General features: G+C 36.2%; 16 protein-coding genes and 2 pseudogenes. 12 read left to right on the forward strand and 6 right to left on the reverse strand.

Going from position 1 to position 15,255, the window contains the following annotated elements; all coding sequences use genetic code 11:
- Nucleotides 1–61: 61 nt before the first annotated feature.
- Nucleotides 62–847 carry a TrmB family transcriptional regulator gene (locus ACX9TM_RS05090; protein WP_065382008.1) on the reverse strand — a complete coding sequence of 262 codons (786 nt, stop codon included), beginning with the start codon at nt 845–847 and terminating at the stop codon, nt 62–64.
- A gap of 109 nt (nt 848–956) precedes the next feature.
- Between ACX9TM_RS05090 and ACX9TM_RS05095 the strand changes: the two genes are divergently transcribed.
- A complete protein-coding gene (locus ACX9TM_RS05095) occupies nt 957–1,724 on the forward strand; it encodes a TSUP family transporter (protein WP_065382009.1) in 768 nt (255 codons plus the stop codon).
- Nucleotides 1,725–2,017: 293 nt separating this feature from the next.
- Complete coding sequence (locus tag ACX9TM_RS05100; protein ID WP_000394757.1) at nt 2,018–2,170, forward strand: hypothetical protein; 153 nt, start codon at nt 2,018–2,020, stop codon at nt 2,168–2,170.
- 176 nt (nt 2,171–2,346) lie between these two features.
- Here ACX9TM_RS05100 and ACX9TM_RS05105 read toward each other — a convergent pair whose 3' ends face one another.
- Nucleotides 2,347–2,922: a TetR/AcrR family transcriptional regulator gene (locus ACX9TM_RS05105; RefSeq protein WP_000999319.1), complete on the reverse strand. Its 576-nt coding sequence runs from the start codon at nt 2,920–2,922 to the stop codon at nt 2,347–2,349.
- Nucleotides 2,923–3,064: 142 nt separating this feature from the next.
- Here ACX9TM_RS05105 and ACX9TM_RS05110 point away from each other — a divergent pair, with 142 nt between their 5' ends.
- A complete protein-coding gene (locus ACX9TM_RS05110) occupies nt 3,065–4,540 on the forward strand; it encodes an MDR family MFS transporter (RefSeq protein ID WP_023521301.1) in 1,476 nt (491 codons plus the stop codon).
- A 351-nt stretch (nt 4,541–4,891) separates the two neighbouring features.
- Nucleotides 4,892–5,452 (forward strand): PRK06770 family protein, encoded by a 561-nt coding sequence (locus ACX9TM_RS05115; RefSeq protein WP_048656425.1) that lies wholly within the window; start codon nt 4,892–4,894, stop codon nt 5,450–5,452.
- 91 nt (nt 5,453–5,543) lie between these two features.
- Here the strand turns inward: ACX9TM_RS05115 and ACX9TM_RS05120 are convergent, their stop codons facing one another.
- Nucleotides 5,544–5,678 (reverse strand): hypothetical protein, encoded by a 135-nt coding sequence (locus tag ACX9TM_RS05120; protein ID WP_001198456.1) that lies wholly within the window; start codon nt 5,676–5,678, stop codon nt 5,544–5,546.
- Nucleotides 5,679–5,892: 214 nt separating this feature from the next.
- Between ACX9TM_RS05120 and ACX9TM_RS05125 the strand changes: the two genes are divergently transcribed.
- From ACX9TM_RS05125 to ACX9TM_RS05155, 7 genes and pseudogenes are all read left to right on the forward strand, one after another.
- Nucleotides 5,893–6,000, forward strand: coding sequence for a YjcZ family sporulation protein (locus ACX9TM_RS05125; protein WP_000540375.1), 108 nt, complete (start codon nt 5,893–5,895; stop codon nt 5,998–6,000).
- A 132-nt stretch (nt 6,001–6,132) separates the two neighbouring features.
- Entirely contained in the window at nt 6,133–6,678 is a 546-nt protein-coding gene (locus ACX9TM_RS05130) for a GNAT family N-acetyltransferase (protein WP_065382612.1), read from the forward strand.
- A gap of 638 nt (nt 6,679–7,316) precedes the next feature.
- Nucleotides 7,317–8,963 carry a group II intron reverse transcriptase/maturase gene (ltrA, locus tag ACX9TM_RS05135; protein WP_001097732.1) on the forward strand — a complete coding sequence of 549 codons (1,647 nt, stop codon included), beginning with the start codon at nt 7,317–7,319 and terminating at the stop codon, nt 8,961–8,963.
- A gap of 169 nt (nt 8,964–9,132) precedes the next feature.
- Nucleotides 9,133–9,459: pseudogene (locus tag ACX9TM_RS05140) on the forward strand (hypothetical protein); the annotation flags it as partial.
- A gap of 49 nt (nt 9,460–9,508) precedes the next feature.
- Entirely contained in the window at nt 9,509–9,832 is a 324-nt protein-coding gene (locus tag ACX9TM_RS05145; protein ID WP_065381983.1) for a hypothetical protein, read from the forward strand.
- Nucleotides 9,833–10,153: 321 nt separating this feature from the next.
- A pseudogene (locus ACX9TM_RS05150) lies at nt 10,154–10,309 on the forward strand (GNAT family N-acetyltransferase); the annotation flags it as partial.
- 25 nt (nt 10,310–10,334) lie between these two features.
- Nucleotides 10,335–10,721: a hypothetical protein gene (locus ACX9TM_RS05155; protein WP_065381982.1), complete on the forward strand. Its 387-nt coding sequence runs from the start codon at nt 10,335–10,337 to the stop codon at nt 10,719–10,721.
- Nucleotides 10,722–10,800: 79 nt separating this feature from the next.
- Here the strand turns inward: ACX9TM_RS05155 and ACX9TM_RS05160 are convergent, their stop codons facing one another.
- Entirely contained in the window at nt 10,801–12,183 is a 1,383-nt protein-coding gene (locus ACX9TM_RS05160) for an alpha/beta hydrolase (protein WP_072769939.1), read from the reverse strand.
- An 809-nt stretch (nt 12,184–12,992) separates the two neighbouring features.
- On the reverse strand, nt 12,993–13,118 hold the full coding sequence (locus ACX9TM_RS05165; protein ID WP_000540377.1) for a YjcZ family sporulation protein: 126 nt from the start codon (nt 13,116–13,118) through the stop codon (nt 12,993–12,995).
- A gap of 197 nt (nt 13,119–13,315) precedes the next feature.
- On the opposite strand from ACX9TM_RS05165, the gene ACX9TM_RS05170 reads away from it, so the two are divergent.
- Entirely contained in the window at nt 13,316–13,576 is a 261-nt protein-coding gene (locus ACX9TM_RS05170; protein WP_065381980.1) for a hypothetical protein, read from the forward strand.
- Between the two features lie 268 nt (nt 13,577–13,844).
- Here ACX9TM_RS05170 and ACX9TM_RS05175 read toward each other — a convergent pair whose 3' ends face one another.
- A complete protein-coding gene (locus tag ACX9TM_RS05175; protein ID WP_065381979.1) occupies nt 13,845–15,251 on the reverse strand; it encodes an alpha/beta hydrolase family protein in 1,407 nt (468 codons plus the stop codon).
- Nucleotides 15,252–15,255 lie beyond the last annotated feature (4 nt).

Raw genomic sequence — 15,255 nt, forward strand, 5'->3', positions numbered from 1 at the left:
AAGCATAAGTGTTCTATTTCATTCACTTATGCTTTATTTTTTGATTCTTTCAATATACTCCTTATTTCCCCATAAAGAAAGACTTTCTCTCTGCAGTAATCCATTGCTGCAAGTCATCTTGGCTACGTCGGACAAGTCGATTTACTAAAACATCATGCCATACGTAATCCTCTAATAAGTATATATGAACGGGGTCATCTGTATAAAAAGCAATATTACGCTCTTCAAGTGATGGTCCATAAATCATCTCTTTAGAATCTATCGATACAATAAACCAATGTTCTGTAGACAAGGTCTCTGTATAAGGTGTTATGCGGTGGGCTTCTAGATTTTTAATGGGATTTTCAACATGCAGGGTAATACCTTGTATTGTAACTTTATCAACTACTTCAGATAGATCTTCTTTTAACGCTTCATACATCTCATTCCACATTGAAATGACAATACGCCGTTCTGCTTTTTTTATTAATGCCTGACAATAGCTAATGATTGTTTTATTGTCTTTTAAAGTAATTACTCGATTATCCGTTTTTTCCTCAGAAGTTTCTAGTTTCTTTAATGAATCACTAATTCCTTCATAAGTAGACTGCCATTCTGATTGCGCCTTCTGTAAAAAGATTTCAACAGGTAGAGGTGAATAGCGGGTGGTGTCATTTATTTCTTCTTTCATGACAATTCCTTTTTCTACAAGGTTACCTAAAATCTCATAAATTCGCGCTCTTGGGACACCCGAATCTTTACTCACTTGATAGGCTGTGACAGGCCCCTGTTTCACAAGAGATACATAAGATTTAGCTTCATATTCATTAAAACCAATTTTTTTAAGCTGTTGTACTATGTAGTCCACTTTTTCGTCCTCCGATGCTTGCTGTTATATTTCAACGTTACAATAACTCTTTACATTTAGCAAATTGGTAGTTACTATTACAATAGTGACTAAAGGGGAGGCTACTAGTATGGATTTGTATTTAGACCCATCTATATTAATTATTTTGATTGTTTTTGGATTTTTAGCTGCATTTATTGATTCAGTTGTAGGTGGTGGTGGACTCATTGCTTTACCAGCTTTATTATTTACAGGACTGAATCCAGCAAGTGCAGTAGCTACGAATAAACTAGCGTCGACAATGGGAAGTGCAACTAGTAATATTGTGTTTTATCGTTCTGGTAATCTTGATTTGAAATCGGCGTTTAAATTAGTTCCGCTCACTTTCATAGGTTCCATAATAGGGGCATGGACCGTTCATTTAATGAATCCAGAAGTACTGAAGCCATTGATGCTGATTATGCTTGGTGCGGTCACTATTTATACGATATTCAAAAAGGATTGGGGTAGTATTTCCACTCATAAGAAATTGTCTGGTCGACACGTCATTATTTTTACCTTTTTTATTTTTGCTATTGGTTTTTATGATGGATTTCTAGGTCCTGGAACAGGTTCGTTTTTAATGTTTTCTCTTTTATTTATTGGGTATGATTTTTTAAAAGCAGCAGGTAATGCGAAGCTTCTTAATTTAGGAAGTAATGTTGGTGCATTGTTGATGTTTATGTATGTAGGGCAAGTAAACTATGCATATGGTTTTATAATGGGGATTGCTCAAATTGCTGGAGGGATTGTTGGCTCCAAATTCGCTATAAAAAAAGGCAGTGGGTATGTTCGTGCTCTTTTCATTACAGTAACTTGTTTATTGTTAGCGAAAAATCTGTATGACTATATTCAGTAAGTAATTAAAGAACGTAGAAAAGGTCAAAGATGCCTACATAGAATATAAGAAGATACCAGGAAAAAATTCCTTTTAACATTTTTTAGATGCTACCTTATTTGAAGATAGCATCTAAAAAGAAAATCTAAGTGAAGAGAATGAAAAAAATATAAACTCATATTTTTCTATGTGAAATTTCATTTGTTTTGTTTACATAATATCTTTACAATCATTTGATAAAATAAAGTCAACTGCATATTGTGAGGGTGGGTGGTTATCCCTTCTTTCCATTTGGAAGGAAAGGGGGTGATAATATGGAGTTTTTGTTCGACCTTGTAAAAGAATTTGTAAAAGCGACTGTACGTGAAGTTTCAGCGTATTTTTTGCGGAAGCAACTTCTGGGTAAGGACAACAAAAAACCCACTCCGCGCCGTAGGAAGCAAAAGGGTGGGTTTCGTAAAAAATAATAACGTATAATAACCACCACCCTATACGGTAGCAGTTAAGGAAGAGATGTTAGCGCATCTCTTCTTTTTATTATATGCCATTTTATTTGATGTCATACTTATATAGTATTCTACGGAAAATATATCATATTCCTATTTTGTGGTCAATTTGATTGCATGATTGAAAAGATGTAGTCTTATTCCTTTTCAAACTGAAAAATATCCCGATTAATAAGTTGGTGGAGGTACCTATCCATTTCAGCAGCAGAAACGCTTTTTTTATTTTTAAACCACCATGTGCTTAATGAGGTGATTGCCCCTGAATAAAATTCAATGATTAAATCATTTGGTATCGTATGGTTTTTGCAAAGTTGATTTAATGCTTCTATTTCTTGTTTTCTCGTTTCGTGACTTAAATAATGTGTACGGGTAATAAATTGTTCATCAGACATTTGCGTTTCTAATATTTTACCGAGTTCTTCATGATGTAGGAATTGTTCCATTACTTGAAATGGTTTACTTAATCGATCTGAAACCGGTATTTCAGCAATCATCTTGCCGTATCGTTTAAATCCAAATGTTAATAAAGCATCTTTATCTTCAAAGTGTTTATAAAAGGTTGTTCGGTGTACCATTGCACGGTCACATATTTGGTTAATCGTGATCGTACTATATTTCTGTTTTGATTGCGTCATTAATTCAAATAAGGAATCCCACAGTAATTTATGTGTACGTCTAATACGTAAATCAAGTTGTTTTTCGTTATCATTCATCTACAATTCTCCTTTTTTGTAGATTAAATATACAGTGGTTGAAAATTGATTCTCCCTTTTTAATCTACATATGTATATTATATTACATATGTTCTGGTGTATTTAAAGTTTTTTAAGTAAGAAACAGGAGGAGAATCTGTAAATGAATATGACAACTAAGAGCCCCGCAAGTGGCAAAGTTGATACTTCTAATTTGAAACATACCCCCATTTTAATTGCATTACTTTTAGGAGCAATGGTTGCATTATTAAATGAAACATTACTTGGTAATGCGTTAACGGTATTAATGAAAGAATTTGACGTAACCGCTTCAACGATTCAATGGCTTTCTACAGCTTACATGTTAGTAGTTGGGGTTTTAGTTCCAATTACAGCGTTACTTCAGCAATGGCTCACAACGAGACAAATGTTTTTGATCGCTATGGTAACGTTTTTAGTCGGTACATTAATTGCGGGATTCGCACCGACATTTTCCGTTTTATTAATTGGCCGTATCGTCCAAGCTGTAGCGACGGGGTTAATTACACCGTTATTAATGAATACGATTTTAATCATTTGTCCACCTGAAAAACGTGGTGCGACAATGGGATTAATCGCACTCGTGATGATGGCAGCTCCGGCAATTGGCCCTACATTATCTGGAGTAATTGTGGATTCATTAAATTGGCGCTGGTTATTCTATATTGTTATTCCTATCGTGATCATTTCCATTATGATTGGGATGAAGTACATTCAAAATGTTTCAGAGTTAACAAGGCCAAAAGTAGATTACCCATCAATCCTTTTATCGACATTAGGATTTGGCGGGCTTGTGTATAGCTTTAGTGCATCGGGTGATTTAGGATGGTCCGATGCAAAAGTATATGGCACTTTAATTGTTGGGCTTATCTCATTATGTATTTTTGCCGTTCGACAATTGAAAATTGAGAATCCAATTTTAGAATTACGAGCATTTAAAGTTCCGATGTTTACATTATCAGTTGGATTAATTGTCATTGTGATGATGTCGTTATTTTCAACAATGACTTTATTACCGATGTTCCTGCAAACCGTTTTACTCGTTACAGCTTTTAAATCAGGAATTATCATGCTTCCGGGAAGTGTTATTAGCGCCATAATGGGACCAATCGCAGGTAAACTATTTGATAAATTTAGTCCGAAAGTTATTATCGTTCCCGGCATTGTGTTAGTAGGGATTGCAATGTTCTTATTTAAAGGCATTACTCCTGATACATCAATGGTACAAATTATTATTATGCATAGCGTATTAATGGTTGGACTCATGTTTGTCATGACAGCACAAACATACGGTTTAAATCAATTAACACCAGATTTATATCCGCACGGAACAGCACTATTTAGTACGTTGCAACAAGTAGCTGGTGCAATTGGTACAGCTATCTTTATTTCGAAAATGTCTTCAGGAACAACTAAGTATATGGAAAGCTCCGCAAATCCACTGGATCCAGTAGAGAAGTTAAACGGTTTAACGTCAGGGTTCCAAGGTGCATTTGCACTTGGGTTAATCTTTATTATTGTTGCATTTATCGTATCGTTATTCTTAAAAGAAGAGAAAGAAGGAGTAAAGGCAGCGAGGGTTTTACAGAACGAACATTAAGGTTTATATAAAAAAGACATCTTTCCCTAGAAAAGATGTCTTTTTTATATTTTTTTCGTAACATTTGTTTTGGGTGTCTTCATACATAAGAATTGGTATGTACAATAATTATCCTTTTTGAGAATAAGGATGCAAAGCCGTACTAATAACTAATAGTTCACCAGATGATTTAGTGACATCGTATATAGATCCTGTTATGAGAATAGGCATAGTCATGATTGTGAAGTTGTTATATTGGTATTAAATGATTTATACGTTTTTTATAGTAAAAATTAGAGACACTTCAATAAAAAGGAATTAAATATGGTACTCTTTAGTTAAGATATTTAAACGAAGACAGGGGAAATGAAGATGGACAAAAAGCTAACGTATTGGCTAGCATCTATTATAGGGGGAGTAGTACTTGCAACTGGTATGACTTATGGAATGTTACAGTTTGCTGAAGTCCCGCTTGAGAGTGAGGACCATGTTTTTGCAGAGGTTAATAAAGAAGACACACTATCGAATGAAGCAGAAGTGAAAGGCTCAAATGCACAACTTCACATTACAGTAACTTCTACTGAAGAAGAAGTTATTTCAGCTATGCATAGCATGACTCATCAAAAAGTAAAAGCGTGTGAAGGAAAGGGAGCAACCCCTATGTCCAAAAAGAATGCAGAGAAAGTAAGAAACATTCTAAACGGAAACAATTTCAAGAATAAAGAAGAGCTATTAGCAATTACTGAAAGATGGGCAAACAGAGATTTTAGTAAAATTTTAGAAGAACATAACTATTTTATTAAACTTCAAGGTGGCAAGATAGGTGAAGCTACAGTAATGGATAAGGTAGACGAGCAAGTATTCTGTTTCAATACTTTCGGTGATGATGTAACGGCCGCATTAGTTAAATCAGGAGATCTTCAGCCACGTTAAAGTGTCTTTCTCAATTATAAGAAAAGCCTCAAGTATTCATATACTTGAGGCTTTTCCAATGGAAAGATAGGAATGATCCGAATTCCTTACATTAAGAACAAAGTGGAATTACTCCTAAACCAATTAATAAAGCTGCAGCAACTGCTGGAATTGGTACAGGAATTTGAATACCTTCTACAAACAAGAAATACTGACCACTCACTATTTTAAAACAAACTACTTGCATGGATATTCCTCCCTTCTTTTAGAATTAATACATTATATTAATTAATCTATTTATTGATATAGTTAAATTATTCATTTTTAAAAATATAGTTAATATGTGAATAGTTTTCGAAAGGACCTGCTCAATCAATGCGGAAAAACATAAGATGAAACGAATCCATTAAAATACATGAGTGAACCTTAGTTTTCCCCTCTTATCTAAAGGAGGAACTATTATGGGTTATGGTGGTAGTTGTGGCGGTTGTGGCTTCTCGGGAGGCTTTGCTTTATTAGTTGTGTTATTCATTTTATTAATCATCGTTGGAGCTTCTTGCTTCTGCTAAAAACTATTGGAAAAGACACTCATATAGAGTGTCTTTTCTTTCGTGCAAAATGCTTCCTGATATTATCCAACTGTATATAGTATACGGTATACTTTTTCCTCATTAGACATATAAAAAGGTTGGAGGGATGTTATGAAACTAGTAGGGAAGCACATTTATATTCGGCTTTATAAAACTGATGATGCTAACGAGTTAGCTAACTTACATATTAGAAATCGCGAATTTTTTCAGCGAGTTTGTCCATTGCTCCCAGAAGTTTTTTATACAGAAGAACATCAAAAAATACGTCTTGAACAAGCGTTAAAAAAGAAAGCTGAAGGGCAAGTATACCCTTTCGGAATCTTTTTAAGAGAAAATGATAAACTGATTGGAGACATTTCATTAACTCAAATTGTTAGGGGAGACCTCCAAAGTTGTTATACGGGTTTTACTTTGGATAAGGAGCATAATACAAAGGGCTATACAACAGAGGCTCTTCAACTTGTTGTAGATTTTGCTTTTAGGGAATTAAAGCTACATAGAATTGAAGCAGGAGCGATGCTTGATAATATAGCATCTATTCGTGTATTAGAAAAAGTGGGATTTAAAAAAGAAGGTATAGCGAAAGAAAATATAAGGATTAATGGCAAATGGACAGATCATCAAATAGTAGCTATCATCAACAGCTTGGATGTGTAAGCTTATTTTGATTCCAATAACGATAATTATGGTGCGACAAGAAGTCGCATTCCCACAGGGTAGCTTCTGCTACTAGATTAGATGCAAAGTCTATCTCCATCCGAAACTGCGGACTTGGTAACGGGCTCGTGGGTTGCATGAGGAAATGTGGAAACAGAGAGTCTGTACATGACTCGGAATACCGCTAGGAGAAGACAGGTACGGTGAACGAGAGTGAAGGCTCGTAAGCTTCGTAATCGTTAGCTTGGGATAATGTACAGCTCTACCCAGGTCTTGATAAGAGGAAAGGCATTCTCATAATACTGCCGCGTTGCATCCCGCAACTTATCCGGAGTAAAGAGTCCACCTAACCCTGTCGTATCTGTGGAATGTGAAACTTGGTAAGCCCTATGTCATCTGCGCAAGCAGTAGGATGACTGTAAAGTCAAACGATGTGGCAGAGGGTAAAGGATATAAGAGAAAGCAAAAGCCGCTAGCCGAAAGGAAACAGGAAAGCATAGAAATATGTATAACTGAGCGGATATTGTCGTCCTTACGGACAAACCCATGACAAGCCTGAAAGGGAGCCCACTTCTTATAGGTCTTCAACATGGAAATACATTTGTAAGTTATCTTCTGACGAATAGGAGCGTGCAGTTATGAACACCTCAGAACGAGCGTCGGCGCACGTCTCGTATACAAACTGGAAAGCAGTTCAGATGTATGTGACGAAGTTACGACAAAGAATTTACCGTGCCGAACAGTTACAGCAACAAAGAAAGGTAAGAAAACTTCAACGCTTACTCATGAGAAGCGAAGCAAACTTACTGTTATCAATTAGACGAGTAACACAGCAGAATAAAGGAAAGCGAACAGCAGGTGTTGATGAACATACAGCCTTGAGTCGCAGAGAAAGAAATCTTCTCTATGAGCAACTCAAAAAGTTAAATACGCTACAACACCGACCAAAACCAGCAAAACGTATATACATTGTGAAGAAAAACGGAAAATTGCGACCGTTGGGCATCCCAACTATAAAGGATAGGGTATATCAAAATATAGTGCGAAATGCCCTTGAACCACAGTGGGAAGCCAGATTTGAAGCTATTTCTTACGGGTTTCGTCCTAAGCGAAGTACCCATGATGCCATACGAAGCATTTTCAATAGAATCAACGGGGGCACAAAGAAGAAATGGATATTTGAAGGAGATTTTCAGGGCTGTTTTGATCATCTCAACCATGAGTGGATACTCAAACAAACTTCTTACTTCCCAGGAAGAAAACTATTGAAGCGATGGCTCAAGATGGGATACATGGAGCAAAGCTTTTTCGCGGAAACGCAAGAAGGTACTCCGCAAGGAGGAATTATCTCGCCACTTCTCGCTAACATTGCCCTTCATGGAATGGAAGAAACCTTGGGAATTACTTACAAGAAAAACTATAAAGCTAATGATAGTTATATTATGAATCCTGCTTGCAAATTTACCCTTATCCGTTACGCAGATGATTTTGTGGTCTTAACGGAGACAAAAGAACAAGCACTCTCTGTATATATGAGACTTCGTCCCTACTTAAAGGACAGGGGATTGGAATTAAGCCCTGAAAAGACGAAGGTTACACATATTGAGGAAGGATTTGAGTTCCTAGGATTCTTGATTCGGCAGTACCAAACTGAACAGGGGAATAAACTGTTCATCAAACCAAGTAAGGGCAGTAGACAGAAAGCGAAGAAGAAAATTGGAGATACTTTACGTGTCATGAGGGGTCAACCCATCGGAGAAATCATCCGAGTGCTTAATCCTATTATCAGAGGATACGGGCAATACTGGAAACATGTCGTTTCTAAGAAAATCTTTGGTACAATGGATAGCTATATCTATTGGAGAATCGGCAAACATCTTCGACAGCTCCATCCAAAGAAGTCGTGGAAATGGATATATGCAAGATATTACAGGCATCCACATCATGGTGGAAATGCTTGGACACCAACCTGCCCGAAAACAAATATCCAACTCTTACATATGTCATGGATTAAGATTGAGAGACACAACATGGTGAAATTCAAAAATAGTCCTGATGACCCAACATTGAAAGAATACTGGGAAAAAAGAGACCGTAAGGTATTTGATACGGAAAACACGATGGATAGAATGAAGCTGGCTAGAAAACAAGGTTACCGCTGCGCTATCTGCAAAACTCCACTACAAAACGGGGAAAAGGTAGTCGTAAAAGACATGCCTGTTCCGCAACACCTCATATTGTCTAATTTAAACTTAAAATTAGTTCACTTACCTTGCCTATACTAAAGGGACTGAAATCGGATAAAAAGAAGGCTTGAGCCGTATGATGGGAAACTGTCACGTACGGTTCTGAGGGGAGTTGGGGGCAGCGATGCCCCCCGCTTACCCGACTAAAGGGCTGTCTATATCGACAGCTTATTATATTTTTTGCTTAGCGTGATTTTTTCGGAATGCTGGCGGCGTCATTGATGGACGTAAGTATACTGAACATGCGCTTGAAAGAATGGCGCCTGATACAATTCAGGTTCGAGCAGAACTTACAAAGCGTGCACGTGAAAGAGCTGAAAGGAATGGTTACACATTCGGATCAAAAGAATACATGGAGGAATTAAAAAAAGTTGATCCACGTGGTGTAACACCAAGTGTAGTAGAAGAAACAATTAAGCATGCTACTAAAAAACCCGGAAATAAACCTGGTCTATGGCAATACGATGGGAAAGATGTTAGAGTCGTATTGAATGATAATGGCGATGTTGTATCCGTTGTACCTAATAAATCGTGAATATTATAAATAAAGTGGATTGAGCCCATTCACGTAAGGAGTTGTTAAATTGAATATACAATATGATGAATATGAATTATTAGAAATATTCGAGAGTGAACCAGAAGATTATTTTATTCCAGGTGCAGGTGCATATAGATATAATAAAATAGATAAATTAGGTTTTGAATTAGTAATGATTATGTGTTATTACGAGGAAACTGTTGAATTAAATTTGTATTATAAAAATACATGCATCTTTGAAACCGAGATGCATTCGGCGAAACGAATCTATACCCGTAATGACTCATTATATGTCCAAGGTGGCGTAGAAAACAAAACAATCGAAGTAAAATTCAAACCACATTTTACAGTTACAATAAATGAGTTTTAAAAACTTGAAATCAATGTTCGTAAATATTCTGAACATGCTTTAGAAAAAATGGATCCGGATACAATACAAGTTCGCGCTGAATTAGAGGCACATTCCAAAAGTAGAGGGATATACAGAAATTTAAAGAATTTGTTAATCCTAGAGGTATCACACCTTCTGTAGTAGATTTTCTGTGCCTTTCCATCGGAAAATCAAGACTGATATAAAAAATGAGTAGAAAAAACAAGGCTTTTACTTCGTGGATACCACTACAAAGTAAGAGCCTTGTTTCATTATATTTGTTCATACAGTTTTCCTTGTAGTCTTCTGTTTTCATCCTTCAATCGCTTATTCTTTATCAATTTTTCGAACAGGTTGCTCCCAAAAGTTTTTTATACAACATAACATCAAAAAATACGTCTTGAACAAGCGTTAAAAAAGACAACTGAAGGGCAAGTATATCCTTTTGGAGTCTTTTTAAGAGAAAATGATACAATGAAGATAATATTAGGGAATTATGGGGATGATTACGTTGCTTACTTTGATAAAATTTGTAGTTAGTTATGCTGCAAGTCTGTTTGCTTTTATTTTTGGATGGTTCTTAATTTCATATATTTTTAATCCTAGCTTTATTCACCCGGACGTTTTACATGGATTCATAAAAACTATCGTCACTTATGGTAGTATACCAGCTCTCATAGCTTGTTTACTTGGGGAAGTTTTATATAGGGAAATTAAACGATGTCGAGAGTTTCAATTTGGAATTCCTTTATTTATAGGACTAGCAGTTATCTATACACTTATACCATTTCTTTTTCTTTTTACTTTTTCTTTTTCATATTTCTTTGACTTCGTTGCACCTGTTATGATGGGGTCCTTAGCTTTTTATTTAGTGCGTAGAAAAATATAATTATAATAGATATGTCTAAATCACTAGTTTCAAAAAGCCTTCACGCAATGATGATTGTATGAAGGCTTTTGATGTTTTCTTATTTTTTTGTCTCGTTAACCCATGTAATAATGTCCTGGATGACGTATTCGGGAACGTTAGCAGGGATTTCGTATTCACTAGGAAGACTTAATTCCCCGTCACCCTCCGTGAAGAAATGATTCAATTCCGGGTATTTTTTGAACTGAACATTCCTGCGGTTTGCAAGCCCTTCTTGCCATTTTGTATATTCATTTTTTACTGTTACTTGATAATCACGTGCTCCTTGCAGAATGAGTAAAGGCTCTTTTCGTGATTTTGCCTCTTCAACTGGACGCCACCTAGAAACATCATACATAAAATGAGGTGACCCAAAATTGTAGCCAGCTGGAGGATGGTCAGGATTGAAAGTAGGGTCCTGAATAAAAGCAGCCTGTCTTTTTAGTTCATCGATTTCTTCCTGTGGTTTCCCAAGGTATTGATACTGATCAATGGCAATGTCAGTCAAAGGGCGTGCAGGTGGTGCGAGTAAGATACTTCCTCGAACAAGTGAGGAAGGCGCTTTGCTCAGTATACGCGGCATTGTGCCAGCTCCTTGGCTATGTCCGAGAATGAAAATATTATTTGGATCAATGCCTTCCTGCTGCGCTGCTGACTTTGCTGCATATATGGCATCATCTGTAGTATCACGGTCTAATGTAACAGGTTCTGCACTCATCTTTAATGCATGTTCTAAGGTGCGTTTTTCATAGCGCAACACTGCAATTCCGTTGGATGAAAGGCCCACCGCAAGGTCTCGTAAGATTTTTGTTCCCAAATAGGTAGCATCGCGATCATGGATGCCAGCACCATGCACAAGAACAACGACGGGTACCTTTTCACCACGCTGATGCTTCGGAACTGTTAATGTCGCTGGTAACGGATAGGTAGAATTTCCAATGACGATTTCACGTTCTTGATAGGAGTCAGGTTGATCATAGCTAGGATGTGGGATGGTATAAGATTCTTCGGGTGGCCTTTCTCCAATTTCATCTACTTTCCCGCCAGGTGTGAATTTAAGGAGTAGCGGTATGGTAGTTCCTTCGGTAGCTGCTGGAATTTCTACCGTCTGATGGACCAAGTTTCGTTCTTTTATCACGGGGGTTCCCATGCTTTTTATCCCGCTCCAGCCACTTTGTGTCCACCAGTTTTGTAATGTGGTTGCTGTAAACTTGGATTGAAAAGCAGTAGACGTCAACTGTAGTGCCTCTGCATACTTACCTTGCTGGAGATATTCAAAAAATAATGATGTACGCTCCGTTAAAGAGACTAGTTTCTTTTCAGCAGATTGTTCTTCGCGTGTATCTGCGTGAATAGTTGTTGTAAGCGGGAAAGATGAAACGCCTAAAGAAAAGAGTAGGGGAAAGGTAAGTACTGATCTTTGTATTTTCTTTTTTTTATTCATGTTTTAACCTCCAATACGTGATGGTACAAAACAGGTATGGTAATTAGAATTCTGGTGCGAAAACTTCAAAATATTTGCAAGCAATCTCCAAAACTTGGACATACTCATATTATTATTCTAAAAAAACGTAGCTTTCTTCTCTTGTCACATGCATATTAATCCCAGAAATAATCTTTCTTCCTTCACTTTATATTTTGATTATACGAAACAAAGCTCTCGTTTTTCTTACTTGATACTTACAAATTCCTTAAGTAAAGGATATTTTAAAATCTTAGCTTGAGGAATATGTAGCGGTACTCCTATGTTAAGAGATAGCTTAAGGACCGAGGATTATATTGTTTTTATAAAGGGTTGATGTTATGTTTGTTTTGTAACATATGGTGTTTTATGCATGTAGGAGGATTTATTGAAGAAATTATTAATATTGTTTTTATTAGCTACATTTTGTCTACAGATTACAGGATGTTCTAATAATATGGGTACACTAAGGGAGAAGTCTAAAACTTCAACAACTGTGAAGTCTAAACGCATCAATAAAGGGTGGTACAAACATATGTAATAGTTTGTATCACCCTTTGTTGATGATAGAAGTCATAAAGAAAAGACACCCTAAGGTGCCTTCCTTCGACTTGAACCATCTTAATTTTAATAATATATTGGACTCCCATCCAACTATTATTTTACCATGTTAAATTGTTTTATTCATTGAGAAATATGCTTTAAATCTATATTTTTAAAAAATATATAGATTTGAACAATATGTATACGAGCCACATATCAAAAAAAGACACTCTCAAGAGTGCCTCTCCTTAGCAGCCGAATCCGCCGCCCCAACAGCTAGCGCCAACAATGATTAATAAGATGAAGAGCACAACAAGTAAGGCAAATCCGCCGCCGAAACCACAGCCTCCACCACAACTACCTCCATAGCCCATATTAACTCCTCCTTCCATAAAGACCATTTATTAATGGATTTAATTTAATTTATGTTTTTAAGGGTGAATGGAGCAGGTCCTTAAAAAAATAAAAGGATTTTGGAAGTTAAAAAGAGTTGACGATCTTATTTTTGTCACCGGAATTTTGTCTTCTACATATTGTATTTTATTCTGTGTATTGGGGGAAGGAGGATCTTATGGCTAATTCTGAGATGATTTTACGTTTACTTACGGATTTAAAGATTGAACAACAATTGTTGAAAGAACAGTTAGAGAAAATGCAAACAGCTGTGACTATTCTTGAAGAAAAGTCAGTGACGCTTAAAGAAAAACCAGCGACTCTTAAAGAAAAAACAATGACTCCTGAAGAAAAACCATCTGTTACAAAGCAAAGAGCTGTTTCTGGACGCCCAACATCTTTTCGTGATTGGAGAGCAGCTGCTCAAAAAAATTCATAAAACTATAAAAAAAGAAGACATCAATTAAGATGTCTTCTTTTGCTTGTACAATCCAAATGAAGTTAAGAAGATATATCCATATTGCTTTAGAAATAAGAAGAAAATAACGATTGTCGACTCCTATTTTAATTATCTATTATTTGTTTTAATTCATTTATTCGTATTATTTTTTGAGAGCCCCAGTAATGAGGCCTTTTTTATAATTGTGTTAAAGTAGAAACCCCTCAAGCGTAGTGAGGGGTTACATGACTAGGGAAATGAATGATTATTAGTGTTTCATGAGCTGAAGTTCAGGATATTGCTTCTGAATTTCTTCTAAATGATTTTCGTTTATCCCTTTTAAATTTTGATCAAAGAAGCTAGTTACTAGTTTATTAATGAGTGTATAATTTGCGGCTACATCTTCGTCTGGTTCATTAATAATAGGTGAAAATGCTGCTAAATCTGTAAAACTGGTATGGTTTGTTTTTGGAATTACCACTGTGTACACGCCCGGTTTTTCAATCGTTTTATTTCTTAAATAGGATATTTCCAATAATTCATTTTGGATTCCGGTTGTCTTTTGATTCTCCGCTTCTTTCATATAATGAATCGTCGCCTCAGCATTCATCAACATGAATGGTTTCTGAGGACCGTCTTTAGGCATTGGGTCGCCAAACAATCCGCCATCCATATCAATTGCAGCTTTAATACGCGTATCCTTTACTAGCATCTGTGCGGCAGTTGCTCCGCCAAAAGAGTGACCGAACATTCCAATTTTGTCATAGTTAATTAAGTCTGCGATCGTTTTAAAACTTTTATCGAAATTACCTTTTATTACTTCGTTTAAAACAAAAGTAGTATCCTGTTCCCATTTTTGAACTATGGTATTTAAGGCCGTAGGTGTATTTTCAATTGGTATAGAGTCTACACGGTTTCCGTTAGGGAAAATCGTTGTTGCTGCATATCCCGTGAAATTAAGAGCGATTACTACATAGCCTTGACTAGCTAATTCCTCTAACTGGAATGTATTTTGTTGACCATATAATCCCATCCCATGGCCGAATAAAAGGAGGGGGAATTTTTCTTTAGCTTGAAGTGGCTTAGCATTTTGATAAGAATGTGTTTTTGTCAGCCCTAAATGTGTCGTTACGATATACGGAGCACCGTTTGTTACTGCCAATTGTTCACCCAGTTCGTTTATGTTCTCAAAATAGGCAGAAGGATTCCCTAATCCTTTTGCGGCAGGATAGTATACTTGTATCATTAACTCACGATTTCCATGATTATTTGGTACAGTTGTTTCTTTTCGATTTGTATCAATTAAATGAAAAGCTTTCGTGCCTACTGTATATTTTCCAGTAGGCTCTGGGAGTGTTATGATCGGAAAAAGTAAAGGTAATGTAAACATTACGATAGCAGTTACGATAATTCCTAAACCTTTTAAAACTTTCATCACTAACTTTTTAGAAACGGCTGTAGTTTTTGGTTTCAAAAAAACTTGTAATGTTAAAACGAACAATAAGAAATAGGCGGGAATCATGCGCCAGTTTGCACCAATTACAATGATAGTGGCAAGTAATAATGTATAATTTATTAGTAAAATGACTCCATTTTTTTTCGTCAAACCCCGTTTGATAAAGATGGGAATGATACTAGATAAAAGTAATGCAGCAACAAAAATGATTTCTAACATTTTT

This window comes from Bacillus sp. LH1, assembly GCF_057924895.1.